This is a genomic window from Amycolatopsis orientalis DSM 40040 = KCTC 9412, assembly GCF_000478275.1.
GTDB lineage: Bacteria > Actinomycetota > Actinomycetes > Mycobacteriales > Pseudonocardiaceae > Amycolatopsis > Amycolatopsis orientalis.
Genome location: NZ_ASJB01000055.1, coordinates 138,777 through 165,352, shown reverse-complemented (window position 1 = coordinate 165,352; position 26,576 = coordinate 138,777). Strand labels below are relative to the sequence as shown.

24 protein-coding genes are annotated in these 26,576 nt (G+C 69.8%); 7 read left to right on the top strand and 17 right to left on the bottom strand.

Features of this window, described 5'->3' with window-relative positions:
• Positions 1–35: 35 nt before the first annotated feature.
• Positions 36–1,544 (bottom strand): glutamate synthase subunit beta, encoded by a 1,509-nt coding sequence (locus tag L324_RS18550; RefSeq protein WP_037309641.1) that lies wholly within the window; start codon positions 1,542–1,544, stop codon positions 36–38.
• On the bottom strand, positions 1,537–6,105 hold the full coding sequence (gene gltB, locus L324_RS18545; protein ID WP_037309640.1) for a glutamate synthase large subunit: 4,569 nt from the start codon (positions 6,103–6,105) through the stop codon (positions 1,537–1,539). Before gltB ends, L324_RS18550 begins: the two co-directional genes overlap by 8 nt.
• Positions 6,106–6,425: 320 nt before the next feature.
• Here gltB and L324_RS18540 point away from each other — a divergent pair, with 320 nt between their 5' ends.
• Both L324_RS18540 and L324_RS18535 read left to right on the top strand, forming a co-directional pair.
• A complete protein-coding gene (locus L324_RS18540; RefSeq protein WP_037309637.1) occupies positions 6,426–7,211 on the top strand; it encodes an SDR family oxidoreductase in 786 nt (261 codons plus the stop codon).
• 189 nt (positions 7,212–7,400) lie between these two features.
• Positions 7,401–8,465 carry an NAD(P)H-dependent amine dehydrogenase family protein gene (locus L324_RS18535; RefSeq protein WP_037309634.1) on the top strand — a complete coding sequence of 355 codons (1,065 nt, stop codon included), beginning with the start codon at positions 7,401–7,403 and terminating at the stop codon, positions 8,463–8,465.
• 286 nt (positions 8,466–8,751) lie between these two features.
• Here the strand turns inward: L324_RS18535 and lgt are convergent, their stop codons facing one another.
• From lgt to L324_RS18495, 8 genes are all read right to left on the bottom strand, one after another.
• On the bottom strand, positions 8,752–9,837 hold the full coding sequence (gene lgt, locus L324_RS18530; protein ID WP_037309632.1) for a prolipoprotein diacylglyceryl transferase: 1,086 nt from the start codon (positions 9,835–9,837) through the stop codon (positions 8,752–8,754).
• A 29-nt stretch (positions 9,838–9,866) separates the two neighbouring features.
• Positions 9,867–11,036: a M20 metallopeptidase family protein gene (locus L324_RS18525; protein WP_037309630.1), complete on the bottom strand. Its 1,170-nt coding sequence runs from the start codon at positions 11,034–11,036 to the stop codon at positions 9,867–9,869.
• On the bottom strand, positions 11,033–12,175 hold the full coding sequence (locus L324_RS18520) for an amidohydrolase family protein (protein WP_037309628.1): 1,143 nt from the start codon (positions 12,173–12,175) through the stop codon (positions 11,033–11,035). The genes L324_RS18525 and L324_RS18520 overlap by 4 nt, the downstream gene beginning before the upstream one ends.
• 660 nt (positions 12,176–12,835) lie before the next feature.
• Complete coding sequence (gene trpA / locus L324_RS18515) at positions 12,836–13,627, bottom strand: tryptophan synthase subunit alpha (protein ID WP_037309625.1); 792 nt, start codon at positions 13,625–13,627, stop codon at positions 12,836–12,838.
• On the bottom strand, positions 13,624–14,853 hold the full coding sequence (trpB, locus tag L324_RS18510) for a tryptophan synthase subunit beta (RefSeq protein ID WP_051173963.1): 1,230 nt from the start codon (positions 14,851–14,853) through the stop codon (positions 13,624–13,626). Before trpB ends, trpA begins: the two co-directional genes overlap by 4 nt.
• Positions 14,850–15,659 (bottom strand): indole-3-glycerol phosphate synthase TrpC, encoded by an 810-nt coding sequence (gene trpC, locus L324_RS18505; protein ID WP_005155232.1) that lies wholly within the window; start codon positions 15,657–15,659, stop codon positions 14,850–14,852. Before trpC ends, trpB begins: the two co-directional genes overlap by 4 nt.
• A 192-nt stretch (positions 15,660–15,851) precedes the next feature.
• Entirely contained in the window at positions 15,852–16,427 is a 576-nt protein-coding gene (locus L324_RS18500; protein WP_081736392.1) for a Trp biosynthesis-associated membrane protein, read from the bottom strand.
• Positions 16,420–17,982, bottom strand: coding sequence for an anthranilate synthase component I (locus L324_RS18495; RefSeq protein ID WP_037309619.1), 1,563 nt, complete (start codon positions 17,980–17,982; stop codon positions 16,420–16,422). The genes L324_RS18500 and L324_RS18495 overlap by 8 nt, the downstream gene beginning before the upstream one ends.
• A 95-nt stretch (positions 17,983–18,077) precedes the next feature.
• Between L324_RS18495 and L324_RS18490 the strand changes: the two genes are divergently transcribed.
• Positions 18,078–18,683, top strand: coding sequence for a TetR/AcrR family transcriptional regulator (locus L324_RS18490; RefSeq protein ID WP_037309616.1), 606 nt, complete (start codon positions 18,078–18,080; stop codon positions 18,681–18,683).
• 21 nt (positions 18,684–18,704) lie between these two features.
• Here L324_RS18490 and L324_RS18485 read toward each other — a convergent pair whose 3' ends face one another.
• From L324_RS18485 to hisF, 7 genes are all read right to left on the bottom strand, one after another.
• Positions 18,705–19,583, bottom strand: coding sequence for a hypothetical protein (locus L324_RS18485; protein WP_037309613.1), 879 nt, complete (start codon positions 19,581–19,583; stop codon positions 18,705–18,707).
• On the bottom strand, positions 19,580–20,314 hold the full coding sequence (locus L324_RS18480; RefSeq protein ID WP_037309610.1) for a hypothetical protein: 735 nt from the start codon (positions 20,312–20,314) through the stop codon (positions 19,580–19,582). The genes L324_RS18485 and L324_RS18480 overlap by 4 nt, the downstream gene beginning before the upstream one ends.
• A 199-nt stretch (positions 20,315–20,513) precedes the next feature.
• Positions 20,514–20,990 (bottom strand): hypothetical protein, encoded by a 477-nt coding sequence (locus tag L324_RS18475; protein WP_037309607.1) that lies wholly within the window; start codon positions 20,988–20,990, stop codon positions 20,514–20,516.
• A 234-nt stretch (positions 20,991–21,224) separates the two neighbouring features.
• A complete protein-coding gene (locus L324_RS18470) occupies positions 21,225–21,587 on the bottom strand; it encodes a DUF1304 domain-containing protein (RefSeq protein WP_037309605.1) in 363 nt (120 codons plus the stop codon).
• Positions 21,584–21,946, bottom strand: a complete 363-nt coding sequence (hisI, locus tag L324_RS18465) for a phosphoribosyl-AMP cyclohydrolase (protein ID WP_037309602.1) — start codon at positions 21,944–21,946, stop codon at positions 21,584–21,586. Before hisI ends, L324_RS18470 begins: the two co-directional genes overlap by 4 nt.
• Positions 21,936–22,325 (bottom strand): hypothetical protein, encoded by a 390-nt coding sequence (locus tag L324_RS18460; protein WP_037309600.1) that lies wholly within the window; start codon positions 22,323–22,325, stop codon positions 21,936–21,938. Before L324_RS18460 ends, hisI begins: the two co-directional genes overlap by 11 nt.
• Complete coding sequence (hisF, locus tag L324_RS18455) at positions 22,322–23,095, bottom strand: imidazole glycerol phosphate synthase subunit HisF (RefSeq protein WP_037309597.1); 774 nt, start codon at positions 23,093–23,095, stop codon at positions 22,322–22,324. Before hisF ends, L324_RS18460 begins: the two co-directional genes overlap by 4 nt.
• A 38-nt stretch (positions 23,096–23,133) precedes the next feature.
• On the opposite strand from hisF, the gene L324_RS18450 reads away from it, so the two are divergent.
• The 4 genes from L324_RS18450 to L324_RS18435 all read left to right on the top strand — a co-directional run bounded on the left by L324_RS18450 (position 23,134) and on the right by L324_RS18435 (position 26,560).
• The gene (locus tag L324_RS18450) at positions 23,134–23,736 is read left to right on the top strand and encodes a TetR/AcrR family transcriptional regulator (RefSeq protein WP_037309595.1); all 603 of its coding nucleotides are present in this window, start codon (positions 23,134–23,136) and stop codon (positions 23,734–23,736) included.
• Between the two features lie 10 nt (positions 23,737–23,746).
• The gene (locus L324_RS18445; RefSeq protein ID WP_037309593.1) at positions 23,747–24,964 is read left to right on the top strand and encodes a phytase; all 1,218 of its coding nucleotides are present in this window, start codon (positions 23,747–23,749) and stop codon (positions 24,962–24,964) included.
• Positions 24,965–25,055: 91 nt separating this feature from the next.
• Entirely contained in the window at positions 25,056–25,565 is a 510-nt protein-coding gene (locus tag L324_RS18440) for a sigma-70 family RNA polymerase sigma factor (protein WP_037309590.1), read from the top strand.
• Entirely contained in the window at positions 25,562–26,560 is a 999-nt protein-coding gene (locus L324_RS18435) for a hypothetical protein (protein ID WP_037309587.1), read from the top strand. Before L324_RS18440 ends, L324_RS18435 begins: the two co-directional genes overlap by 4 nt.
• The last annotated feature ends 16 nt before the right edge of the window (positions 26,561–26,576 follow it).

Here is a 26,576-nt window from a genome sequence, read left to right as displayed (position 1 = left end):
TTACCACTCACGAGACCCAAAGCTGTTCTGGAGCTTTACACCACCGCGAGCGGCAGCGCCGTGGGGTGCACCGGGGCCGGGAGGTCGGACGCGCCGGTGAGGTACGCGTCGACGGCGCTCGCCACCGACCGGCCCTCCGCGATCGCCCACACCACCAGCGAAGCGCCGCGATGCGCGTCACCGCAGACGAACACGCCCGGCGAGGAGGTCTGCCAGTCCGCGCCGCACGAGAGCGTTCCGCGTTTCGTCAGCGAAAGGCCGAGCCCGTCCAGCAACGGCATGTGCTCGACACCCTCGAACCCGATCGCGAGCAGCACGAGGTCGGCGGGCAGTTCCTCGACCTCGTCGTTGACCGGGGTCACCATGCGCTTGCCGGTCTCGGGGTCCTTGACCACGCGGACCTGCCGGAGTTCGACGGCACGCACGTTGCCGTCGTCGTCACCGATGAACCGGGTGACCGCGACGGCGAACTTGCGCTCGCCCGCCTCCTCGTGCGCCGGATAGGTGCGCAGGATGTACGGCCAGGTCGGCCACGGCGAGCGTTCGTCGTCCCTTGTGGACGGTGGGGTCGGATACTGGTCCAGCTGGGTCACCGAAAGCGCGCCCTGCCGGGTCGCGGTGCCGTACGAGTCGGCGCCGGTGTCGCCACCGCCGATGATGACCACGTGTTTGCCGGCCGCGTCGACCGGCGACGGGCCGTCGCCCTCGACGTACTTGTTGGCGGGGACCAGATGTTCCATCGCCAGGTGGATCCCGGACAGTTCGCGCCCCGGCGTCGTGGTGTCGTCACGGCCGCGCAGCGCGCCCACCGCGAGCACGACGGCGTCATAGGTGGCGCGGAGTTCCTCGACGGTCAGGTCGACGCCGACCTCGCAGCCGGTGACGAACTTCGTGCCCTCCTTGCGCAGCTGCGCGAGCCGCCGGTCGAGGACTTTCTTCTCCATCTTGAACTCGGGGATGCCGTACCGCAGCAGGCCGCCGAGCCGGTCGTCCCGTTCGTAGACGGTCACCTCGTGACCGGCGCGGGTCAGCTGCTGCGCGGCGGCGAGGCCGGCGGGACCGGAGCCGACGACCGCGACCCGCTGGCCCGACGACACCGCCGAGATCTGCGGCTGCACGTAACCGGCTTCCCAGGACTGGTCGGCGATCGTCTGCTCGACCCGCTTGATCGACACCGGCCCGCCGGACAGCGGTGAGATCGACAGGACGCAGCCCGCCTCGCACGGCGCGGGGCACAGCTTCCCGGTGAACTCGGGGAAGTTGTTGGTGGCGTGGAGCCGGTCGCTCGCCGCGGCCCAGTCACCGCGACGCACCAGGTCGTTCCACTCCGGGATCAGGTTGCCCAGCGGGCAGCCGGAACCACCGGAATGACAGAACGGGATGCCGCAGTCCATGCACCGCGAAGCCTGCTTGCGCACCTTTTCGTTGCGCTCGCCGGGTTCCACGTCGGCGTACACCTCGCCCCAAGTGGCGAGACGTTCCTCTTTGGACCTCTTCTTCGGCTCTTCGCGTTCGTACTTCAGGAAACCCGTCGGATCAGCCACGAGCGGCCTCCATGATCGCTTCGTCGACGTCGCGGCCGGCGGCGCGCGCCGCCTTCGCCGCGTCAAGGACACGCTGGTAGTCGCGGGGCATCACCTTGGTGAACGCCGCCGAACGACGCGGCCAGTCGCCGAGCAGCGACGCGGCCACGGCCGAACGTGTGAGGTCATAGTGTTTCTGCACGGTCTTCTTGAGCCAGGCGAGATCCTCGGACGTCGGGGTCAGGAGGTTCACCATCTCCTCGTTGACCCGGCCGCGATCGAGGTCGAGCACGTACGCCTCACCGCCGGACATCCCGGCCGCGAGGTTGCGCCCGGTCGGGCCGAGCACGACGGCCTGTCCGCCGGTCATGTACTCGAAGGCGTGGTCGCCGACGCCCTCGGCGACGACCACCGCACCGGAGTTGCGCACGCAGAACCGTTCGCCGACCTGGCCGCGCAGGAACATCTCCCCGCCGGTGGCCCCGTAGGCGAGCGTGTTCCCGGCGATGGTCTGGCCCTCCGCGGCGAACTTCGCGTCCGGATGCGGGCGCACGATGATCCGCCCGCCCGAAAGCCCCTTGCCGACGTAGTCGTTCGCGTCGCCGACCATGTCGAGCGTGATGCCGCGCGGCAGGAACGCGCCCAGCGACTGCCCGGCGGATCCGGTCAGCAGCACGTGGATCGTGTCCTCCGGCAGGCCCTCGCCGCCGTAGCGGCGGGTGATCTCGGACCCCAGCAGGGTGCCGACGGTCCGGTTCACGTTCCGCACCGGCAGTTCCAGTCGCACCGGATGCGCGTCCTCCAGCGCCGCCTCGGCGAGCTGGATCAGCGTCCGGTCGAGCGCGTGCTCGAGGCCGTGGTCCTGCCCGCGCGTGCGCCGCTTCGCCCCGCCGTACGGGGTTTCCGTCGGCATCTCGAAGATCGGCGAGAGATCGAGCCCGGAGGCTTTCCAGTGCTCGATCGCCTTGTCGGTGTCCAGCACCTCGGCGTGCCCGATCGCCTCGTCGAGGGTGCGGAAACCGAGCGCCGCCAGCGTTTCCCGGACCTCTTCGGCGACGAACCGGAAGTAGTTGACGACGTGCTCGACCTGTCCGGTGTACCGCTTGCGCAGCTCCGGGCTCTGGGTCGCGACGCCGACCGGGCAGGTGTCGAGGTGGCAGACGCGCATCATGACGCAGCCCTCGACGATCAGCGGCGCCGTCGCGAAGCCGTACTCCTCCGCGCCGAGCAGCGCGGCGATGACGACGTCGCGGCCGGTCTTCATCGCGCCGTCCACCTGGACGGTGATCCGGTCACGCAAACCGTTGAGCAGCAACGTCTGCTGCGTCTCGGCGAGGCCGATCTCCCACGGCGTCCCCGCGTGCTTGAGCGAGTTCATCGGGGAGGCGCCGGTGCCGCCGTCGTGGCCGGAGATCAGCACGACGTCCGCGTGCGCCTTGGACACGCCCGCCGCGACCGTGCCGACCCCGAGCGAGGACACCAGCTTCACGTGGATGCGGGCGTTCTCGTTGGCGTTCTTGAGGTCGTGGATCAGCTGGGCGAGATCCTCGATCGAGTAGATGTCGTGGTGCGGCGGCGGCGAGATGAGCCCGACGCCCGGCGTCGAGTGCCGCGTGCGGGCGATCCACGGGTAGACCTTGTTGGGCGGCAACTGCCCGCCCTCGCCCGGCTTCGCGCCCTGCGCCATCTTGATCTGGATGTCGTCGGCGTTGACCAGGTACTCGCTCGTGACGCCGAACCGGCCGCTCGCGACCTGCTTGATCGCGCTGCGCCGCTCCGGGTCGTAGAGGCGCTCGGGGTCTTCCCCGCCCTCACCGGTGTTGGACCGGCCGCCGATGCGGTTCATCGCGATGGCGAGGGTTTCGTGCGCCTCGGCCGAAATCGAGCCGTAGGACATCGCACCGGTGTTGAACCGCTTGAAGATCGCCTCGGCAGGCTCGACCTCGTCCAGCGGGACCGGCTCACGCGCGCCCTCGCGGAAGGAGAACAGCCCGCGCAGCGCGCCGCCCTGGCGGTAGAGCCGGTGCACCTCGTCGGAGTACTTCTTGTACACCTCTTCCCGGCCGGTCTTCGTCGCGTGCTGCAACAGGAAGACGGTCTCCGGGGTGAACAGGTGCAGTTCGCCCTCGCGGCGGTACGCGTACTCGCCGCCGGTCTCGAGTCCACGGTGGACCCGGTCGGTCGGGTTGTCCGGGTACGCGCGGCGGTGGCGGACGGCGACCTCTTCGGCGAGCACGCTCAGCCCGACGCCGCCGAGCTTCGACGACGTCCCCGTGAAGTACTCGTCGAGCAGATCCTGGGCCAGGCCGAAGGATTCGAAGACCTGGGCCGCGGTGTAGGCGCCGACGGTCGAGATGCCCATCTTCGACATGATCTTCAGGACGCCCTTCACGAGCGCCTTGACGTAGTTGCGGATCGCCTTGGCGGGCTCGATCCCGGTGATGGCACCGGTCGAGATCATGTCCTCGATGGTCTCGAAGGCCAGGTACGGGTTCACCGCCGCGGCACCGTAACCGAGCAGCAGCGCGATGTGGTGGACCTCGCGGGCGTCCCCGGTCTCGACGACCAGTGCGACGCGGAGCCTTTCCTTGGTACGCACCAGATGGTGGTGCACCGAGGAGACCAGCAGCAGCGACGGGATCGGCGCCATGCGGTGGTCGGAATCGCGGTCGGACAGCACGAGCGTGCGCGCGCCCGCCGCGATCGCCTCGGAGGCCTCGCGCCGGACCCGCTCGATCGCCGACGCCAGCGCGTCGGCCCCACCGTCCACTTCGTACAGTCCGGAAAGGACACTGCAGGCGAAGCCGGGAAGGTCGCCGTCGTCGTTGATGTGGATCAGCTTGGCGAGTTCGTCGTTGTCGATCACCGGATACGGCAGCTGCACGTGACGGCAGGACGCCGGGCCGGGGGCGAGCAGGTTCCGCTCCGGGCCCATGATCCGGCTCATCGAGGTGACGAGCTCTTCGCGGATCGCGTCCAGCGGCGGGTTGGTGACCTGGGCGAAGTTCTGCTTGAAGTAGTCGTAGAGCAGCCGGGAACGCTGCGACAGCACCGCGGGCGGGGTGTCGGAGCCCATCGAACCGATCGGCTCGGCGGCCTTGACCGCCATCGGCGCGAGCAGGATCTTCAGCTCTTCTTCGGTGTAGCCGAAGGAAAGCTGGCGCCGCAGCACCGAATCGTGGCTCTGCACGATGTGGTCGCGATCCGGCAGGTCGGCGATCTGCAGGAGACCGGCGTGCAGCCACCCCTCGTACGGGAGTTCCTTGGCCAGCTCGGACTTGACCTCTTCGTCGTCGACGATCCGGCCGGCCTCGGTGTCCACCAGGAACATGCGGCCGGGCTTGAGGCGGCCCTTGGCGACGACGTCCGCGGGGGCGACGTCGAGGACGCCGGCCTCACTGGCCAGCACGACGCGGTCGTCCGCGGTGCGCCACCAGCGGGCCGGGCGCAGGCCGTTGCGGTCGAGCACCGCGCCGACGAGCGTGCCGTCGGTGAAGGTGACACAGGCCGGGCCGTCCCACGGCTCCATCAGGCTGGCGTGGAACTGGTAGAACGCACGACGCTGGGCGTTCATCCCGGTGTGGTTCTCCCACGCCTCGGGGATCATCATCAGCACCGCGTGCGGCAGCGACCGGCCACCGAGGTGCAGCAGCTCCAGCACCTCGTCGAAGGAGGCGGAGTCCGACGCGTCGGCCGAGCAGATCGGGTACAGCCGGGTCAGGTCGCCGGGGATGAGGTCCGATTCGAGCAGTGCCTCACGGGCGCGCATCCGGTTGCGGTTTCCCCGGATGGTGTTGATCTCGCCGTTGTGCGCGACGAAGCGGAACGGGTGCGCCAACGGCCACGACGGGAAGGTGTTGGTGGAGAACCGGGAGTGCACGAGCGCGATAGCGCTGGTGAGCCGGGTGTCGGTCAGGTCGGTGAAGAAGAGCGGGAGCTGCTCGGGGGTCAGCATTCCCTTGTAGACGATCGTGCGCGAGGACAGGCTCGGGAAGTACGTCCCGCACCCGTTGGTCAGACTCTCGTTCTCGACGCGTTTGCGCAGGCAGAAGGCCAGCCTGTCCAGTACGAGCCCGCCCGGCCGCCTGCCGTCGGTCTCCTGGGCCGCGACGAACAGCATCGCGAAATGCGGCATCACCGAACGCGCCGTGGGGCCGATGTCGGCCCGGTCGGCGTCGACCGGGACTTCGCGCCAGCCGAGGACCTGGAGGCCCTCTTCGGTGGCGATCCGCTCGATCAGGGCGACGGCCTTGCCGCGCTCCTCGACGTCCGAGGGCAGGAAACCGATACCGGTCGCGTACGTCTGGTGACCGTCGGCGTCCGGCTCGGGCAGGATGAAGTCCGCTTCCGCGCGCAGCAGCTCGTCGGGCAGCTGCAGGAGGATGCCCGCGCCGTCACCACTGGTCGGCTCCGCGCCGGCGGCGCCCCGGTGGTCGAGGTTCGTCAGCGCGGACAGGCCGTCGGTGACGATGCCGTGCGAACGGCGCCCGCGGATGTCGGCCACCATGGCCACACCGCAGGAGTCCTGTTCGGATTCGGGATCGTAGAGACCTTGTTTGCCGGGAATGGCGGAGAAGATCATGAAGGGACCTCCTTCGTCGTCTGTGCTCAGCGACCGGACAGGCCGGCCGGGGGAATGCGCACGGGACGACGATGGCCCGTTCGTTGACGCGACTTTAACACCTAGGAAACATGGCGGCATCAGTTCAGCGGGCGCGAAATTCCGCCGATGGGTAACGATCTGGGTGATCGGAACGACGCAGTTCCTGATGGGGACGCGGTAGTTCGTACCGCTAAGTATATGTCCCGTTCGGGCATGGTGAGTAGTGCGGTGAGGCGACCCTAGTCACTCCGGACTTCTTCCGCAGCACGAGGTAAGTAGAACGTGTTACAGTTTCGCGCATGATCCTGGACCGCTTCCGGCTCACCGACCAGGTCGCCGTGGTCACCGGCGCCGGACGCGGCATCGGCGCGGCGACGGCCGTGGCCCTCGCGGAGGCCGGTGCCGACGTGCTGATCTCGTCCCGCACCGAATCCCAGCTCGCTGAGGTCGCCGGGAAGGTCGCCGCGACCGGCCGCCGGGCGCACGTGGTGCCCGCCGATCTGAGCGATCCGGCCACCGCCGGCGAGCTGGCGCGGATCGCGACGGCGGAATTCGGGCGGCTGGACCTGGTGGTCAACAACGTCGGCGGGACCTATCCCCGCCCGCTGCTGGAAACCACCGCCGATTTCCTGGAAGAAGCCTTTCGCTTCAACGTTTCCACCGCCCACGCGCTGACCGTCGCGGCCGCACCGTCCTTACTGGAGACGGGCGGATCGGTCGTCAACATCTCCTCGGTCATGGGCCGCGTGACCGGCAGGGGCTTCGCCGCGTACGGGACGGCGAAGGCCGCGCTGGCGCACTACACCCGGCTCGCGGCGGCCGACCTCGCCCCGAAGGTGCGGGTGAACGCGATCTCGGTCGGTTCGGTGGCGACCTCCGCGCTCGAAGTGGTGGTGGGCAACGACGAGCTGCGCGGCCGGATGGAGGCCGCCACTCCCCTGCGCCGGATCGGCGAGGCCGAGGACATCGCGGCCACGGTCGTGTTCCTGGCGTCGCGGGCGGGCCGGTACGTCACCGGCAAGATCCTCGAAGTCGACGGTGGACTGCAGGCCCCGAACCTGGAACTGGGCCTGCCCGATCTGTAGGAAACGGTTGGCGGAGCTGAGAGGCACCGGGGAAGTGACCATACGCGTGAACCCGCCCTGGCCGAAGGCCCCGCTATCGCGGTGGCAGGACGCCCTGTTCGTCTACCGTGAGGTGCTCTACCAGGCAGCGTCCTGCCGACGTCGATCGCGGACGCGGGTTCACCAATCAGACATCAGGAGGCGAACGCCGTGCGCGTGGTCCAGTGGAGTACCGGGAACGTCGGCTGCCACGCGCTGGCCGGAATCGCGGCGCGCCCCGACCTCGACCTCGCCGGGGTCTGGGTCTCGAGCGAGGCGAAGGCGGGCGTGGACGCCGGGGAACTGGCCGGGCTCGGCCGTCCGCTCGGCGTCGCCGCGACGACCGACGCGGACGCGCTCATCGCACTGAAGCCGGACTGCGTGGTCTACACGGCGATGGCCGACGACCGGCTGACAGAGGCCGTCGAGGACCTGAAACGGTTCCTGCGCGCGGGGATCAACGTGGTGTCCAGCAGTCCGGTGTTCCTCCAGTACCCCGAAGGTGTCGTCCCGCCGGAGATGATCGAGCCGATCCGTGAGGCGGCGCGAGAGGGCGGCGCTTCGCTGTGGGTCAACGGCGTCGACCCCGGTTTCGCCAACGACTGGCTGCCGCTGGTGCTCACCGGCGTCTGCGAACGGATCGACGAGGTGCGATGCCTGGAGATCCTCGACTACTCCACCTACGACAACGGCAAGGTCCTGTTCGACATCATGGGCTTCGGCCGGGAGATGGACGACCTGCCGCTGTTGCTGCAGCCTGGCGTGCTGTCGCTGGCCTGGGGCAGTGTCGTCCGGCAGCTGGCGGCGGGACTCGACGTCGAACTCGACGGCGTCGAGGAGAGTTACGAGCGCCTTCCGGCTCCCGAGACGTTCGAGATCGCCTCCGGGACGATCAAGGAGGGGACGGCGGCGGCGCTGCGGTTCGAGGTGCGCGGGATGCGCGGCGGGCGGGCGGTGTGCGTGCTGGAGCACGTCACGCGCCTGCGGGGCGACCTCGGCCCGGACTGGCCCCAGCCGACCGGGCAAGGCTGCTACCGCGTCCAGGTGACCGGGGAGCCCGAATACGTGCTGGACCTGCGGCTGGTCGGGACCGACGGCGACCACAACACGGCCGGGCTGAAGGCGACCGCGATGCGGCTGGTGAACGCGATCCCGGCGGTGGTGGCGGCTCCGCCCGGGCTGCTGACCGCGCTGGACCTGCCGTTGGTGACGGGACGGGGCCTGGTCGCTCCCTGAGGTCTGGCGCGCTTGGCGGTCTGGCGCGTTTAGTCGACTGGTTGCGAGGTAGCGCCGGGTCGCGGCCCTGGGGCTGAAGGGGCCCTTCACCGCATCGCATGCGGGGAAAGCGCCCTTCACCGCATGAGATGAGGGGAAAGGGCCCTTCAGCCCCCCGCCCCGGGCCGCGACCCGTAGTCGCCCGCCCCTGCGGAACCCCAGGACGAACCAGTGCCATGAAAGGTCCTTTCCTTGCAAATTTTGCAAGGAAAGGACCTTTCATGGCACGCGCGAAGGGTGAAGTGGGCTACTTCTCGGCCTCGGGTTTCGGGTCCTCGGTCGCCTTGTCGGCGGCGGAGTCGCGCACGGTGTCCGGGACCGCCGCGACGTCGGCATGCGCCTCGCCCTCGGTCGCTGAAGCGGCCACAGAGGCGCCCTCGCCGTCGGAGGCCACAGAGGCGTCGGAGCCGTCGGAGGCGGCGGAGTCCTCCCGCGGCACGTCCTTGCTCCACAGCGTTTCCGGCGCTTCCCGCGGTCCCCGCTTGGCCGCCAGGACGAAGTACGCGATCGCCGCGGCGAACAGCAGGATCGAGGTCCACACGTTGACCCGCAGGCCGAGGATGTGGTTCGCGGAGTCGGTCCGCATCAGCTCGATCCAGAACCGGCCGGCGGTGTATCCGGCGACGTAGAGCGCGAACACGCGGCCGTGGCCGAGGCGGAACTTCCGGTCCGCCCAGATGACCAGCAGTGCCACGCCGACGTTCCAGAGCAGCTCGTAGAGGAACGTGGGATGCACCGGGCTGTCCGGCAGCGGGACGTGCCCGATCGCGACGCCGTTCAGGAAGTCGTTCGGGTCGGTCGGGTTGTAGCGCTGGTAGATCTCCAGGCCCCACGGCAGGTCGGTGTGCGCGCCGTAGAGCTCCTGGTTGAAGTAGTTGCCGAGCCGCCCGACGGCCTGCGCCAGCACGATGCCCGGCGCGAGCGCGTCGGCCATCGCGGGCAGCGGGATCCCCTTGCGGCGGCAGGCGATCAGCGCGCCGACCGCGCCCAGCGCGATGGCGCCCCAGATGCCGAGGCCGCCGTCCCAGATCTTCAGCGCGTTGAGCGGGTTCTTGCCCGGGCCGAAGTAGAGCTGGTTGTCGGTGATGACGTGGTACAACCGCCCGCCGACCAGGCCGAACGGCACCGCGAAGACGGCGACGTCGATGACCGTCCCCTTCGTGCCGCCCCGGGCGATCCATCGCCGCTCGCCCAGCCAGATCGCCGCGATGATGCCGGCGATGATGCACAGCGCGTAGGCCCGGATCGGGATCGGCCCGATATGCCAGACGCCCTGGTCGGGACTGGGGATGGTCGCGAGGAACGCTGCCGAGGCGGTATTCACGTCGGCCACCGTAGCGCTTCGGGCGCGTCTTGGGGGCGTCAGCCCTCGACGGCGGCCAGATAGCCCGCGATCAGTGCGGACGCGACCTGCCCGACGGCGCCGTCCGGCGGCAGGAAGAGCTCGTCGTGCAGGCTCGGCGCGCCCGCCGTGTCACCGAGGCCGACGAACATCATCAGCCCGCGGGTCACCCCGCAGTAATGGGCGAAATCGTCGGCGCCGAACGACCGGAAGTCGGTGTCGACGCCCGCCCCGGCCCGGACGAGCCGCCGGTGCGCGTGCTGGGTGAGCCCGGCGTCGTTGTGCAGCACCGGTTCGCACGGGCTGATCTCCAGTTCGGCTCGGCAGCCGTGCGCCTTCGCGGTGCCGTGGACGACCTCGGCGAGCCCCTCGAGCGCGAGGTCGCGGTCTTCGGCGCGCATCAGCCGCAGCGAGCCGGACAGACGGGCCTCGTTCGGCACGACGTTCGCCGTCGTCCCCGCCTCGATCCGGCCGACCGAGCAGACCGCGCCGAACACCGGGTCGACCCGGCGGCTGGCCAGCTGCTGCAGGCTCACCACGAGCTGGCTGAGCGCGAGGATCGGATCCCGCAGCAGATGCGGGTAGCCGGCGTGCCCGCCCTGGCCGCGGACGATCACTTCGAACTCGTCGGTGGAGGCGTTGACCGGGCCCGGCACCGCCGAGACCACGCCCGCCGCGAGCCGGGGCTGGACGTGCGCGCCGATGACCGTGTCGACGCCGTATTCGGTGAGCACGCCGGACTCGACGATGTCCAGCGCCCCGGACGGCGACGTCTCCTCGCGCGGCTGCAGGAGCGCGAGGAGCGGCCTCGGCACCCCGACGACGGCCGCGGCGCGGCAGGTGGCGACGAGTGCGGCCATGTGCACGTCGTGGCCGCACGCGTGCATCAGCGACGTCTCCGAAGCCCACGGGACCCTGGTCCGCTCGGTGACCGGCAACGCGTCCAGTTCGGCGCGCAGGGCCACGGCCGGTCCGGGCCCGGTGCCGGGGAACAGCACGGCACGGCCGGTCTTGGCGACCCGGACGCCCTCGTCCCCGCCCAGCGCCTCGACGAGGACCCGCGCGGTGTCCTCTTCGTCCCCCGACGCGCGGGGATCCGCGTGCACCCGGTGCCGCAGCTCGATCGCGGACGGCAGCTCCGCCTCGACGGCGGCCTCCCACCGGTCCTGTAGTTCGTCCAGTTCCGTCATATCCCCTCCAGCCCGTACACCCGTTCGGCGTTGCGGTGCCCCACCAGCGCCGTGATCCGGCGCGCGTCCACTTCGGACAGTACGTCCGCGCTGAGCCCCGCGTACAGGAAATCCGACAGCCCTTGCCGGAAGAGCGCGGTGCCGAGGTGGTACAGCTCGGCCAGCCCGAACGCGTCCGTGGAGAACAGCAGTTTCCCGAACGGCACGATCTCCATTGTCTCCGCGATGATCGCCGCCGCACGGTGACCGGCGTTGTGCGTCGCGAGACCCACGTCGATGAACACGTGCTCGAAGACCTGCGCCAGATACGCGGCGTTCCGGTGGAAGGGATAGTTGTGCAGCAGCATGATCGGCACCCCGCACGACCGGGTCGCCCGCAGCAGCCCGGTGAGCAGCAGGGGATCGCAGCGGTGCAGGTCCACGTCGGAATCGCCGAACCCGACGTGGAACTGGACCGGCAGGGCCAGGTCGATCCCGGTCCAGACGAGGAACCGGTGCAGTACCTCGTCCGCGAGCCGGACCGGTTCGCCCGCCTCGATCCGGGCGAGCCAACGGCCCGCCGCTTCGGCCACCTCGGCGTCGGTGGGCCGCTCCCCCGCCAGGTCCAGGCCGACCCGGTAGGCGGCGATGGACTTGAAGCCGACCGCCGTCGTAGAACGTTTCGCCAGCTCCCCGGCGAAGGCCGAGGCGAATCCGGCCGCCGAGGTGGACTCGATCACCGCTTCGGCGACCTGTTCGAGCCGGACGATGTCGCGGGCGCGGGCGCCGGACAACGCCGTGAACTGCTCGGTCGTGGTCAGCGTGTCCGGCAGGAAACCGCCGTCGAGGAGGAAGTCGGTCGTGCCGGTGGCCCTCAGGAACCGCGCGTTGACCTCGGTGGCACCCAGTTCGGCGCGGCGGGCCAGATACGCCTCGGCCGGGACATGCGGCGGCAGGCCGAGCATCGGGGCGCAGCGGGCGCGGACGGCGAGCCCGATCAGCGAGTCGAACAGGGTCGTACCCAGTGACGAGACGGTGTCGGCCTCGGTGAGCAGCTGCTCGAACTCGATCCGGCCGAGGTCTCCGGTGACGACCCCGTGGCAGTGGTGGTCCACCAGCGGCGCCTCGGCCACGAACGGCAGGATCCCTCTTCCCGGCATGGCATGTCCCTTCCCGTGATCGACGAGTGCGCCCCACCCTAGGGACGGAAGCCGTCATGGCAAGCGGCACTGTCCACTTTGGACGAACGGACGCGGCACCGGCCGAAAGGGACGATTCAGTCACCGAAACAGACCTGGTCCGGCCGCGCTCGTGCTGACCGGGTTGGTCTCGACCGCTCCGATGGCCAGCGCCGCAGTCCGCCCACCTCGTCGTCAGCAACGTCGCGCTCAGGACCATCTGCTACATCGACCAGGGCGGTGTCCGCTGGAACCTGATCTACGACGACTTCCAGATGCGGACCGGCTACACCTACGCGTCCTACCTGACGACGCAGTCGACGCAGTGGTGCGGGAACGTCGGCATGAAGACAGGCGGCGCCAAGGGCGAGACGTGGGTGCATCTCTACCCGAGGCCCGACTGGGCCTATGAGGCGATGTACCCGGGACACGACGTCGCGGCCGTCTGCACGCTCGGGTTCATCACCGACCCCGATGGCGTGTCCCGGCGCTGGGATCTGTACGTCGACCACGCGACAACGTCGCCGGATTCACCTGGTACACCAGCTTCTACTCGTCGCCACTGTCCATCACCGAGTGCTGAACCGAAAGGGCCCTTCACCGCGTCGCACGCGGTGAAGGGCCCTTTCGGTTCACGTCAGATCAAGCGGGAGCGACGGCTTTCCGCACCCCGGCGGCCAGTTCCGCCGAAAGCTCGCGCACCGCGTCCAGTCCGCTCGCCGCGGCGGTCACCAGGGCCGAGCCCACGATGACACCGTCGGCGAAACCGGCGACCTGGGCCGCCTGCGCGCCGGAGCGGACGCCCAGCCCGACCCCGATCGGCAGCTCCGTATGCGCGCGGGTTCGGGCGACCAGATCCTCGGCGTGCACGCCGACCTGGTCACGGGCACCGGTCACGCCCATCACCGCGGTGGCGTACACGAAACCCGAAGCGGCTTCGACGGTCTTCGCGATCCGCTCCTCCGAGGAGGACGGCGCGACCAGGAAGATCCGGTCCAGGCCATGTTGTTCGGACGCGGCCATCCACTCGTCGGCCTCGTCCGGGATCAGGTCCGGGGTGATCATCCCGAGCCCGCCCGCGGCGGCGAGGTCCCGCGCGAAGCGGTCGACGCCGTAGCGGTGCACCGGGTTCCAGTACGTCATCACGACGGCCTTGCCGCCGCGCGACGACACCGACTCGACGACCTCGAACAGGTGCTTGAGCTTGAAACCGCTGGTGAGCGCGCTCACCGAGGCGGCCTGGATGGTCGGGCCGTCCATCACCGGGTCCGAGTAGGGCACGCCCACCTCGACCAGGTCGGCGCCGCCGTCGACCACCGCGGCCAGCAGGTCCTTCGACCCGTCGACCGTCGGGAAGCCCGCCGGGAGGTACCCGATCAGCGCTCCGCGACCCTCTTCGCGCGTCTTGGCGAAGACGTCACTCAACTCGCTCATGCGTTCTCCACCAGGCCGAAGTACTTCGCGGCGGTGTCCATGTCCTTGTCGCCACGACCGGACAGGTTCACCACGATCAGGCCCTCGGGGCCGAGTTCACGGCCCAGCACCAGCGCGCCGGCCAGCGCGTGCGCCGACTCGATCGCCGGGATGATGCCCTCGGTGCGCGAAAGCAGCTTGAACGCGTCCATCGCCTCGGCGTCGGTCACCGGCCGGTACTCGGCGCGGCCGCTGTCCTTGAGCCACGAGTGTTCCGGGCCGACACCCGGATAGTCCAGGCCCGCGGAGATCGAGTGCGACTCGACGGTCTGGCCGTCCTCGTCCTGCAGCAGGTACGTCATCGCGCCGTGCAGGTTGCCCGGGGTGCCCTTGGTCAGCGTGGCGCCGTGGCGGTTGCCCTCGACGCCCTCGCCACCCGGCTCGAGACCCACGAGACGGACCTCGGGGTCGTCGATGAAGCCGTGGAAGATGCCGATCGCGTTCGACCCGCCGCCGACGCAGGCCGCGACGACGTCCGGCAGGCGTCCGGCCTGCTCCAGGATCTGGGCGCGGGCCTCCTCGCCGATGATCTTGTGGAAGTTCCGCACCATCATCGGGAACGGGTACGGGCCCGCCGCCGTGCCGAACAGGTAGTGCGTGGTGTCGGCGTTGGTGACCCAGTCACGCAGCGCTTCGTTGATCGCGTCCTTGAGCGTGCGCGAACCGGTCTTCACCGGGACGACCTCGGCGCCGAGCAGCTTCATGCGGGCGACGTTCAGCGCCTGCCGCTCGGTGTCGACCTCGCCCATGTAGACGATGCATTCCAGGTCCAGCAGCGCGCAGGCGGTGGCGGTGGCCACGCCGTGCTGCCCGGCCCCGGTCTCGGCGATGACCCGCTTCTTGCCCATCCGCTTGGTGAGCAGCGCCTGGCCCAGCACGTTGTTGATCTTGTGCGAACCGGTGTGGTTCAAATCCTCGCGCTTGAGGAAGACGTGGGCGCCACCGGCGTGCTCACCGAAGCGCTTGGCCTCGGTGAGCAGCGACGGGCGACCAGCGTAGTCACGCAGCAGGCGCCGGAACTCGTTGACGAAGTCCGGGTCCGTGCGGGCCTTGTCGTATTCGGCCGCGACCTCGTCGACGACGCCGATCAGGGCCTCGGGCATGAACCGGCCGCCGTACGGGCCGTAATAGCCCCGGTCGTCCGGGTCGTGCTCGCCGTGCGGTGTTTCGGTGTACTCCACGCTCATCGAGACGGCCTCGGGCAAGCGGGGTGCGAACCGGCGGTCACGAGCTTGACCAGGGCGCCCTTCGGGTCGCCCGAAGCGACGAGCCCTTCGCCCACGAGGACGGCGTCGGCGCCGTGGCCCGCGTAGGACATCAGGTCACCGGGGCCGCGGACACCGGACTCGGCGATCTTGAAGACGTCCATCGGCAGGCCGGGGGCCAGCCGCGAGAAGACGTCCCTGTCGACCTCGAGGGTGTGCAGGTTGCGGGCGTTGACGCCGATCACCTTCGCGCCGGCTTCGAGGGCCTTGTCGGCCTCTTCGGCGTTGTGGATCTCGACCAGCGCGGTCATCCCGAGGGATTCGACCCGGTCCAGCAGCGCGATCAGGGCGTTCTGCTCCAATGCCGCCACGATCAGCAGGACCATGTCCGCGCCGTGCAGCCGCGCCTCGTGGACCTGGTACGGGCTGACGATGAAGTCCTTGCGCAGCACCGGGATGTCGACCGCCGCGCGGACCGCGTCGAGGTCGGCGAGCGAACCGCCGAACCGCCGCTGCTCGGTCAGCACGCTGATCACCCTGGCGCCGCCGTCGGCGTAGTCCTTCGCCAGCGCGGCCGGATCCGGGATCTCGGCCAGATCGCCCTTGGAGGGGCTGCGCCGCTTCACCTCGGCGATGACGCCGATACCGGACTCACGCAGGGCCGCGAGCACGTCACGTGGGGGCGCGACCTGGGTCGCGCGCTTCTTCAGTTCGTCGAACGGCAGAGCCGCCTCGCGCTCGGCGAGATCGGCGCGGACGCCGGCGACGATGTCTTCGAGCACGCTCACCGGCGGACCTCACCGGCTGTCGTACTCACGGATTCCTTCGCAAGGTCGCTCACAAAAACCTTCCCCTTCCCGCCGAAACGATGCTAACCCCCGCACGGATACGGCCTGGTTCCGGGTATGTCCGTTACTCCGAATGCCCACCGTGCCATCTTTCCCGGCGTAGATCTCCGAAACCCGCGAATTCCGCTGTCGTCACCGGGCCGCGGTGGGATCTTCGCCGTCGCTCAGCGCCTCCCACAGCTCGGTCTCCGGATCCTTCGCGGCCCGCTTCTTCGCCCCCGGCGCCGAGTACTTCGCGCCGAGGCGCGGCATCCGGCCCGCGCCCTTGATGGCTGCCAACCCCCCGGCGGTCACGAGAATTCCCCCGAGGATCGCCAGTCCCCTGGCACCCAGCATCTGGGCGACGGGCAGCCCGTCGGCGAATCCGGTGAACGCGCCACCGACCACGCCGATCCACCCGGCAGCGACGCCCGCGACCGCGAGTACCACGCCGAGCACCCGGCGTGGCCAGCCACCGGTGGCGATCAGTCCCGCCGTACCCGCGAGCGCGAGCAGGGCGAGCGGAATCAGCGCAACAGCACGCTGTGACCCGGTTTCGGTGTACAGCACCGTGCCGCGCACGCCGCCGTCGCGGAACTCGGCGAACCAGACGAGCCGTGAAGATCCCCACAACGCCACCGCGCCCAGCAGCAGCCCGGCCACGGCGATCCACAGTGGACGCTTGGCCTTCCCTGCCCGCGGGGCGGCGCCTTCCGGGTCCTCAGACACGAGTGCGGTCACCCGCCGGGTCGAGTTCGTCCGCCGCGATCATCGTCTGCGCCGCCGCGACGGCGGACAGCACGGTGCGGGCCTTGTTGAGGGACTCGGTGTCCTCGTAGTCGGGCACCGAGTCGGCGACGACGCCGCCCCCGGCCTGGACGTACGCGACACCGTCCTTCATCAGCGCGGTGCGGATCGCGATCGCGGTGTCGGCGTCCCCGGCGAAGTCGAGGTACCCGACGACACCGCCGTAGAGCGCCCTGCGGGTCGGCTCCAGCTCCTCGATCAGCTGCATCGCGCGGACCTTCGGCGCGCCCGAGAGCGTCCCGGCCGGGAAACAGGCCGTGACCGCGTCGAAGGCCGTCTTGTCGTCCAGGAGTTCGCCCGTGACCGTGGAGACGATGTGCATGACGTGGCTGTAGCGCTCGACGTCGAAGAAGTCGACGACGCGCACGGTGCCGGGCTTGCAGACCTTGCCGAGGTCGTTGCGGCCGAGGTCGACGAGCATCAGGTGCTCGGCGCGCTCCTTCTCGTCCGCGAGCAGGTCCTTGGCCAGCTGCGCGTCCTCTTCCGGATCGGCGCCGCGCCAGCGGGTGCCCGCGATCGGATGGGTGGTCGCGCGGCCGTCCCGGACGGTGACCAGCGACTCCGGGCTGGAGCCGACGATGTCGAAGCCGTCCAGGCGCAGCAGGTACATGTACGGGCTCGGGTTGGACGTGCGCAGCACCCGGTAGACGTCCAGCGCGTCGGCCTGGGTTTCGATCTCGAACCGTTGCGACGGCACGATCTGGAACGCTTCGCCCGCCTTGATCGCTTCGACGGCCTTCTCGACGGCGGCGTGGAAGTCCGGCTTGGTCCGGCGGCGGGTGAACTCCGGCGCGGGGCGGTCGAACACGGCGGCCGTGGCCGGGGCCGCGACGTGCAGCTGCTGGGTCATCGCGCCGAGGCGCGCGACCGCGTCGTCGTACGCGGCGTCGACCCGCTCGGGCGAGTCGTCCCAGTTGACCGCGTTCGCGATCAGCGTGACCGTGCCCTCGTGGTGGTCGAAGGCGGCCAGGTCGGTCGCCAGGAGCATGGTGAGCTCGGGGATGTCGAGGTCGCGTTCGGCGAGTTCGGGGAGCCGTTCAAGCCAGCGGACGGCGTCGTAGCCGATGTAGCCGACCATGCCGCCGGTGAGCGGCGGCATCCCGGGCAGCTGCTCGGTGTGGAGCGCGGCGACGGTCTCGCGCAGCACCGTCAGCGGGTCGCCCTCGGTCGGCAGGCCGACCGGCGGCGTGCCGGTCCAGACGGCCCGGCCGTCACGCACGGTCAACGCGGCGGGGCTGTCGACGCCGATGAACGACCATCGGCTCCAGGAGGCGCCGTTCTCCGCCGATTCGAAGAGGAACGTCCCCGGCCTGTCGGCGGCGAGCTTGCGGTAGACCCCGATGGGGGTCTCACCGTCGGCGAGCACGCGGCGGACAACGGGGATGACGCGACGGCCCTCGGCGAGCGCGCGGAACTCGTCGCGCGAAGGGCTGACCGAGCCGAGCCCCGACGGGCTGGCGTGTGCGGCGCTGACCATGTCGCTCATTGTGCTGCAACGGTGCCGGGGGCCGGGACCGGGGGCAAAATTCAAGCATTGTTGAATTTTGCGGCGGGTCCGTTCATGATGACGCCATGGCTGGTGAAGACACTACCGTCCGGCGACGGGGACGGCGGCCCGGCGGGCAGGACACCCGCACGGCGCTGATCGAGGCCGCGCGCGCGGTGTTCGGCGAAAGCGGCTTCGACGGCGCGACCGTGCGCGCGATCGCGACGCGCGCCGGGGTGGACGCCGCGATGGTCAACCACTGGTTCGGCAGCAAGGAAGGACTTTTCGCGCAAGCCATCCTGAAGCTCCCGTTCGACCCGCACGAACTGCTGACGGCACTTCAGGACGGGCCCGACGACGAATTCGGCCAGCGGATCGTGCGCACCTTCCTCACCCGCTGGGACGGCGCGGGCGGCGAAGTGTTCCAGGCGCTCGTCCGCAGCGTCGCCGGGCACGAGCAGGCGGCGGCCGTGCTGCGCGGGTTCTTCCAGAACTTCTTCACCAAGGTGATCGGCGACATCGGCTCGGACGACATCGCACTGCGGACGACCCTGTGCGCGTCGCAATTGGTCGGCATGGGGATGGTGCGGTACGTCGCGAAATTCGAGCCGATGGCTTCGAGTGAGATCGAGCCTTTGGTGACCGCGATCGCGCCGACCGTGCAGCGGTACCTGACCGGCAAGATCGACTGAAGCGGCGGTGCCGCGAAACGATCAGGGATCCGTCCTCACGCCGGGCATTTCGGCGGCGGGAACCGCGTACCTCTTGGCCGAAATCCGGCTGTAGGGGAACAGCACGATCATGTCCTCCTCTTCCCCGCCGACCCAGACCGGCACGTCCTTCCTGTCCCGGTAAGGACGAACGACATGGGAGGTGGAATCCCACGTCGCCACGTGCAATTCGGACCCGTCCGGGAAGTCGAGCCGGAGGTCCGCCGGCGAGCCGCGATACGGCGCCAAGAAGCGTGGTTCCCCCGTCGCCCTCGCCGCACGCCAGCCCGTCGCCACGACGGACCGGTACCGCCGCGGCCACCGCGCCGCGGCCGACAGCGAATTCAGTCCGATGACGGCACCGAAGGCAAGAGCGAGGATCGAGCCGAGCACGAGCAGACCGTGCCCCGCGGAAGTCGTGTCATAGGCGGGCACCGACGAGTTCGCCACGGCGCGGAGAATGCCCGCTATCCCTGCAGCGAGCACCGTCGCCCAGAAGATCGTCCACAGGAGCGCACGACGCCCCAGCAGGCGCAGTCGTCGCGTTTCGAGGTCCCCGGCGACCTCATCGAGCTCCATGCCGAGCGCTTCCGCCGGAATCGGCTCCTCAGCGGTCTTCGCCGCCGCGAACGTCGCGTCGAACCGGCGCGCGTCGCTCCTGCTGCGACGATCGGCGAACACCGCGCCGATCGTCCCTACCGCAAAGAGACCGATTTCGTCGGCGATCCCGTTCCACAGCCATTCGACTTCGGACCCGCTGATCCGACGGATGAGCCCGATCGCACCGATGACCGCGATCATTCCCCCGACATAGGAGAGCACCCGGAAAAGATCCCGCCGGTTCATGTAGGTCTCCGGCCAGACGTACCTGCCGTCGCTCATGGGATGAGCCTCGCCGGCACCGCGCACGGAGGAACCGAGGGTCCACGGGAGAACAGCAAGACCATGGTTTCGCCTTCACCGCCGACCCAGACCGGGATGTCGGGACGCCAACCGAAACGATGGCCGTTGCGGGACGTGTACTGCACGCCACGCAACCGGCTCCGCTCGCCGCCGGGGAACCTCACGTCGAAGATCCGCGGCTCGCCCTCCGGGTTCGTCCGGTCGTGGTCCAGGTTCACGGTCACCGTCGCGGGTCGCCACCCGGTGGCAAGGACGGACCGATACCGCCGGTGCCAGACCTCGTTCATGACCTGTCCGAACACGACGCAGCCCAGGCTCAGCACCACCGTCACCGCGACGACGGCCTGGCGATCCTCGGCCGGATCAGGCAGGTAGTTCACCTCCAGGACCACGATCGCGACCGCGAACGGGACCCATCCGATCGTGAAGCGAGTGACCCTCCGGGCCAAGGCGAGCAGCCGCCGCGTCTCCGTTTCCGGATCGACGCCATCGAACTCGTCTCGGCGGGGCGACGAGCCCGCGAGTCCGGCGACCGTCCTGTCCAGGAGGCGATCGTTGACCCACACCCGATGCCCGCAGACCACCGCCAGCGCCGCCGTCACGAGCAGGACGCCGATCGCGATCATGCCCGCGCCGTCGGACCAGCCTTCGACGACCCCGGCTTCGGGACCGAGCTGGAGGATCCCCACCATCACGGCGGGCCCGCTCATACCCAACAGCGCGCTGAATGCGAAATACCTGGTTCGTCTGAGCCAGTACGTCTCCGCCGGCACTTCCTTGACAGGCATGCGAAACGCCCCCATTCAGGCGGCCGACGTCGTTCCCCCCAGAGGAACTCGTCCGGTCGCCCTTGACCTGACAAGAGGCTACGCCCGCAAAGTCCTCCCGGAGAAGGGACCAAGGTCCTGCTCAGTCCGTGTCCGGCTCGATCTCCTTGGCGGGAACCGTATACAGCGTGTCCTTGTGGAACCGGCCGCGCGGGAAGATCACGATCATGTCGGTTTCCTCGCCGCCGATGAAGACGGGAACCTTTTGGATCCCCTTGAACCGGGGAGCGATCCGCAACGACCGTCGCGTCTGGAGCAGTTTGTAGTCGTTCTCGAGATAGACGTCGATCTTGGGGAACAACCAGCCGGGTCGCACCGTCGCCGTGGCCTCGCGCAGGCCGGTCTTCGAGGCCGAGCGATATCGGCTCCGCCAGAGCCAGGCGGCGTACAGACACGCCGGAATTCCGTAGAAGGCCGCCAGAGAAAGCGGGACCAGCACCTCGAACCGAGGATGATCCGAAACCAGTTGGCAGACGACGAAGTAAGCCACCCAGAACCCCGACAACGCCACCGCCCGGGTCTCGAAGTTCGACAGCTTCTCGATCAGGGGAACGGCCACGTCTTCGTGTATCGCCGACGTTTCAAGGTCTTCGGCGGCCTCACTGTCCGAAATGGACCGAGGTCGCCCGGCGACGCTCGGACGCCGTCTCGGTCCCTCGCGCTCGACCGCTCTTCTCCGTCGCCCCAGTCTCATACGGTGAGAATAGCCGGGAACAGCCGCTTTACCGGAGAACGAGTTCACCGTCGCTGCGGGGCAACCGAACGGCGGCCCCGCGCGTGCGAGTGAGCAGGGTCAGCCGGCGAGCAGCACCGCGATCAGCGCCAGCGTGCCGGGGACCACCTGCACGAAGAAGATCTTCTTGCTCGCCGTCGCCGTCCCGTAGAGCCCGGCCACGATCACGCAGGCGAGACCGAAGATCTTGAACTGCCACGCCGTGCTCCCGGTCGCGATCAGTCCCCAGATCAGCGCGGCGGCCAGGAAACCGTTGTACAGCCCCTGGTTCGCCGCCAGCGTCTTGGTCTCCTCCGCGAACTCCTCGGTGGTGCCGAACGAGGCGCGGGCGCGCGGGGTGGTCCACAGGAACATCTCGAGTACGACGATGTACAGGTGGATCAGGGCGACGATGCCGACGAGGACGTTGGCGACGACGTTCACGGGTTCTCACTCTCGTCGGCCAGCAGCAGCCGTTCGTCGGTGTCGAAACAGGTGTGCGTGCCGGTGTGACAGGCCGGGCCGGTCTGGTCGACGCGCAGCAGGACGGTATCGCCATCGCAGTCGATCCGCACCTCGCGGACGTGCTGGACGTGACCCGACGTCTCGCCCTTGACCCACAGTTCCCCGCGGCTGCGCGAGTAGTAGGTCCCGCGCCGCGTGGTGAGGGTGCGTTCCAGCGCCTCGTCGTTCATCCACGCCATCATCAGGACGTCCGATGTGGAGTGTTCGACGACGACGGCGGCGATCAGCCCGTCGGCGTTGCGCTTCAAGCGATCCGAGAGGGCGGGGTCAAGCGTCATTCGTGGCTCCGAGCAGGTGCCGTTTCACCGGCATCGAGTTGAGCAGGACCGCCGTGTAGATGTACCCGGCGAAAAGGAGACCGGAGACGATCTTCACCCAGAAGAGTTCCGCCGCGAGCATGGACAGCGCGTGCAGCAGACCGAACAGGAAGCTGACGCCGAACCCGGCGAACCGTGCCGACGACATCCTCAGCACCAGCCCGGCCACGACGAGCCCGCCGAGGACCACCGAAGTCACCGGCAGCAGGAACGTCCGCGCGGTGGAGTACGGCGCGAACATGAGGATCGCGGCCATGCCCACGTACGCGAGGCCGAGCCCGGCCAGCAGCGCGCAGACGACCTTGACCTCGGTGGCGGCCTTCCACTTGGCCGGGATCATCGGACCACGACTCCCCCGGCGCGCAGCGCGCCCTTGACCTCGCCGATCTTCAACTGTCCGAAGTGGAACACGCTGGCCGCGAGCACCGCGTCCGCGCCGGCCTCGACGGCGGGGAGGAAGTGTTCGAGCGCGCCCGCGCCGCCGCTGGCGATCACCGGGACGCGGACCGCCCGGCGCACCTGGGCCAGCAGTTCGAGATCGAAACCGTTCTTGGTGCCGTCGGCGTCCATCGAGTTGAGCAGGATCTCACCGACGCCGAGCTCCTCGCCGCGCGCGGCCCATTCGACGGCGTCGATCCCGGTGCCGCGGCGGCCGCCGTGCGTGGTCACCTCGAACCCGGACGGCGTCGGTTCGGTCCCCTCGGGCACCCGGCGGGCGTCCACCGACAGGACGACGCACTGCGCGCCGAACCGGCGGGACGCCTCGCGCAGGAACTCCGGCCGCGCGATGGCCGCGGTGTTGATGCTCACCTTGTCCGCGCCCGTGCGCAGCAGGCGGTTGACGTCGTCGTTCGTGCGCACGCCGCCACCGACGGTGAGGGGGATGAACACCTGCTCGGCGGTCCGGCGCACGACGTCGAAGGTGGTCTCGCGGTCCCCGGAGGACGCCGTGACGTCGAGGAACGTGAGCTCGTCGGCGCCCTCGGCGTCGTACAGGCGGGCGAGTTCGACGGGGTCGCCGGCGTCACGCAGGTCGGCGAAGTTGACACCCTTCACCACGCGGCCCGCGTCGACGTCGAGACACGGGATGACCCTGACTGCGACTGACATGGGGACAAGGGTAGTCAAGGTCGTTCTAAGCTCGCGGAATGGCACAGGCGGGACGGCGGCCGGGGCAGACCGAGACGCGGGAGGAGATCCTCGACGCGGCACGGCGCAGGTTCGCGGAGCAGGGTTACGACGGGGCGACCGTCCGCGCCATCGCGGCCGACGCCGGGGTCAACGCCGCGCTGCTGCACCACTTCTTCGGCACCAAGCAACGGCTCTTCGCCGCGTCGATGAACCTGCCGGTCGACCCGGGCGAACTGGTCCCCCGCATCCTCGACGGTCCCGAAGAGGAGATCGGCGAGCGCCTCGTCCGCGCCTTCCTCGGCCTCTGGCAGGCCCCGGAGGGCCGCGCGCCGTTCCTGGCGATGATCCGGTCGGCGACCACCAACGACCAGGTCGCGACCATGATGCGGCAGTTCCTGGAACGCGCGGTACTGGCGAAGGTGGCCGAGGCCCGCGGCGTGCCCAAGGTCCGCGTGGCCGGGATCGCCGCGCAGATGATCGGGTTCGCGCTGCTGCGCTACGTCATCGGCCTTCCGCCGTTGGTCGCCGCCTCGGAGGACGAGGTCGTCGCGATGCTGGCCCCGGTCGCGCAGTACTACCTGACCGACGGCGTTCACCGGCCGGACACCCCGCGCGGCTAGCTTCCCCGGAATGCGCATCGCTGCCCTCCTCCCCCTGCTGCTGGCGGCCTCCTTGCTCACCGGGGTGCCCGCCGAAGCGAGTCAGAACCCCTCACCCGTGGCCCAGACCAGGGCGTTCGTCGACGACGCCGGTGCGGACCCGGCGAACGCCGACGCCGACGACCCGGCGATCTGGGTCCACCCGGAGAACCCTTCGGCCAGTGTCGTGCTCGGCACCCTCAAGGAAGGCGGGCTGGCCGCCTTCGATCTGAAGGCGCGGCAGCTCCAGCACCTCGCCGTGCCCGCGGGCGGCCGGTTCAACAACGTCGACGTCGTCGGTGACCTCGCGGTGGTGAGCGACCGCGGCCGGGACCGTGTCCGCGTCTACCGGATCGACCCGGCCGGTGCCGCGGCGGGCTCGCGGGTGCTGCGGGACGTCACGGATCCCGCCGCCGCGCCGGTCTTCTCCGCGTCGGAGTCCGAAGTGGACGAACAGCGGACGGCTTACGGGCTCGCCGCCGGACGCGATCCGCGCACCGGCACACGCTGGGTCGCGGTGACCCGGCGGCACGAGACCCGCGTGGCGCTCTTGCGACTTGTCGACAAACCGGACGGCACCGTCGGCACGGCGCCGATCGGCACGATCGACCTGCCCGCGTCGTTCCGGCTGCCGAACGGGAGGACGTGGTCGCCGTGCGGTGAACCGGACGAGCGACCGCAGCTGGAGGGTTCGGTGCTCGATGTCGGGCACCGGGTGCTCTACACGGCGCAGGAGGACGTCGGGATCTGGCGGATCCCGCTGGGCGAGGAAGGTTTCGGCCGTCCCGCGCTGATCGACAAGGTGCGTTCGTTCGGGGTGCCGCAGCGCTTCGACGAAGCCACCGAGGAGTGCGTCGCCGACGGTCCCGATCCCGGTTTCGGCGGCAAGTGGCTGACGGCGGACGCGGAGGGGCTGACGCTGGCCGACGGCAAGCTGCTCGCGTCGAGCCAGGGCGACTCGCGCTTCGTGGTCTACGACCGCGCCGGTACCCCGAGGCGCGATTTCCGGATCGTCGCCGGACGCGGGACCGATTCGGTCGAGCACTCCGACGGCGCCGCGATCACCACCCGGTCGCTGGGCCCGCTGTTCCCGCACGGCCTGCTGGTGGTGCACGACGGCGAACGCCGTCCGGCGGCCACCGGACCTTCCGGCGAGGAGCTCGCGACGACCGGGTTCGCCTTCGTCCGGCTGGAGGCCGTCGTGCGGTGACCGTGTTCACCGACAAAGTTCCGCTCCCGACGCATCAGCCGGGCGGTCTCGCGCGTCCATAGTGTCGAGACCACCGGCTGAGGGGGAACACGTGCCTGCGACCTTCGACGAGTTCGTCGCGGATCGCCTGGACGGGCTCCTGCGCTACGCGACCGTCCTGACCGACGATCCGTATCTGGCGCAGGACATCGTGCAGGAGGTGCTGCTGCGTGCTCAGCAACGCTGGCCGAAGATCGACTCGCCACCGACGTACGTCCGCCGGATGGTGACCAACGAGTACCTGTCGTGGCGACGGCGCCTGTCGGTCCGCCGGGTGGTGTCGTCGTCGCCGGAGGTCCTCGACCTGGTGAGCCCGCCGGTCTCCGATCACGCCATCGAGTACGACGAACGCGACGCGATGCTGGACAGGCTCGCGAAGCTCCCGCGCAAACAACGTGCCGCGATCGTGCTCCGCTACTACGAGAACTACTCCGACGAGGAGATCGGCGCGGTACTCCGCTGCGCGACGTCGACCGTGCGCAGCCAGATTTCGCGCGCGCTCGCGACGCTGCGGGAAACCGGGTCGTCTTCGTCTGTTCAGCCCACGGGAGCGCGCAAATGACCCGACTGAGTGAAGAGAACACCGAACTCCTGATCCGGGAGAGCCTCGAACACCTGGCGACCCGGGCGCCCGACGGGGCCGAGATCCGCGACGCGCTGGACCAGCGATCGCGAAGCCGTCCGACGATGGCCTTGGCACTGGTCGCGGCGGCGGTCGCGCTCATCGCGCTCGGGGTGCCGCTGGCGCTGCGGGCCTACACCGCCGTCCCCCCGGCTTCGCAGGTGAACGCCGACTGGGCGGTGCTGCCCTACAAACCGGGGTGGCTGCCCGACGGTTTCAAGGAGACCCTGCGGGCCGCCAAGCCGAACCCCGGACCGCAGACGCGGGAGTGGAGTGCCGGCGAACAGGGTCAGATCCAGCTGACCAGCACCCCGCTGGCCAAGGGCGGCGGGCCGTGGACGATCGCGCCCGCACCCAACCAGATCATCGTGCACGGCCGGGTCGGCATGGCGGTGGAGGTCTACGGCCAGGGGCTGCTGCTGACCTGGTCGCCCGACGACGTCTACCTGCTGAACCTGAGGCTGCTCAACGTCAAGGACCCGCGCGTGGTCGGCCAGCGGGTCGCCGACGAGATGGTCAGGGACGACCATGCCCGGGTGTCGGGCGAACTGCGGTTCGGCAAGCTGCCCGACGACCTGGAGTTGTCCGGGGTGAGCACGTTCATGACGGTCGGCGGGGGCGCGACCGATCTCGAAGCCACCCGCGCCGGGCAGCCCACGGCGGCGGTGGTCGTCACGGCGTCGCTCCGGGCCGAGCGGCCGGACAACGGCGACGCCACGCCCGTGCCGCTCAGGGTCCGGGGCCTCGACGGTTTCGCCCTGCCGCCCAGGGAAGGCAGGCTCGGGCACCAGGACGAAACGGTCGCCGTCCAGGTGGAGGGCGGGCGGTGGCTCATCGTGTCGGGGAAACGGGACCAGGCCACCCTGCTCGACATCGCGAACGGCGTCCAGCTGATCCCCGGCGACTACGGCTGGTTCGGGAAGGTGCCGGAATAGCGGCGGGCGGGCACGG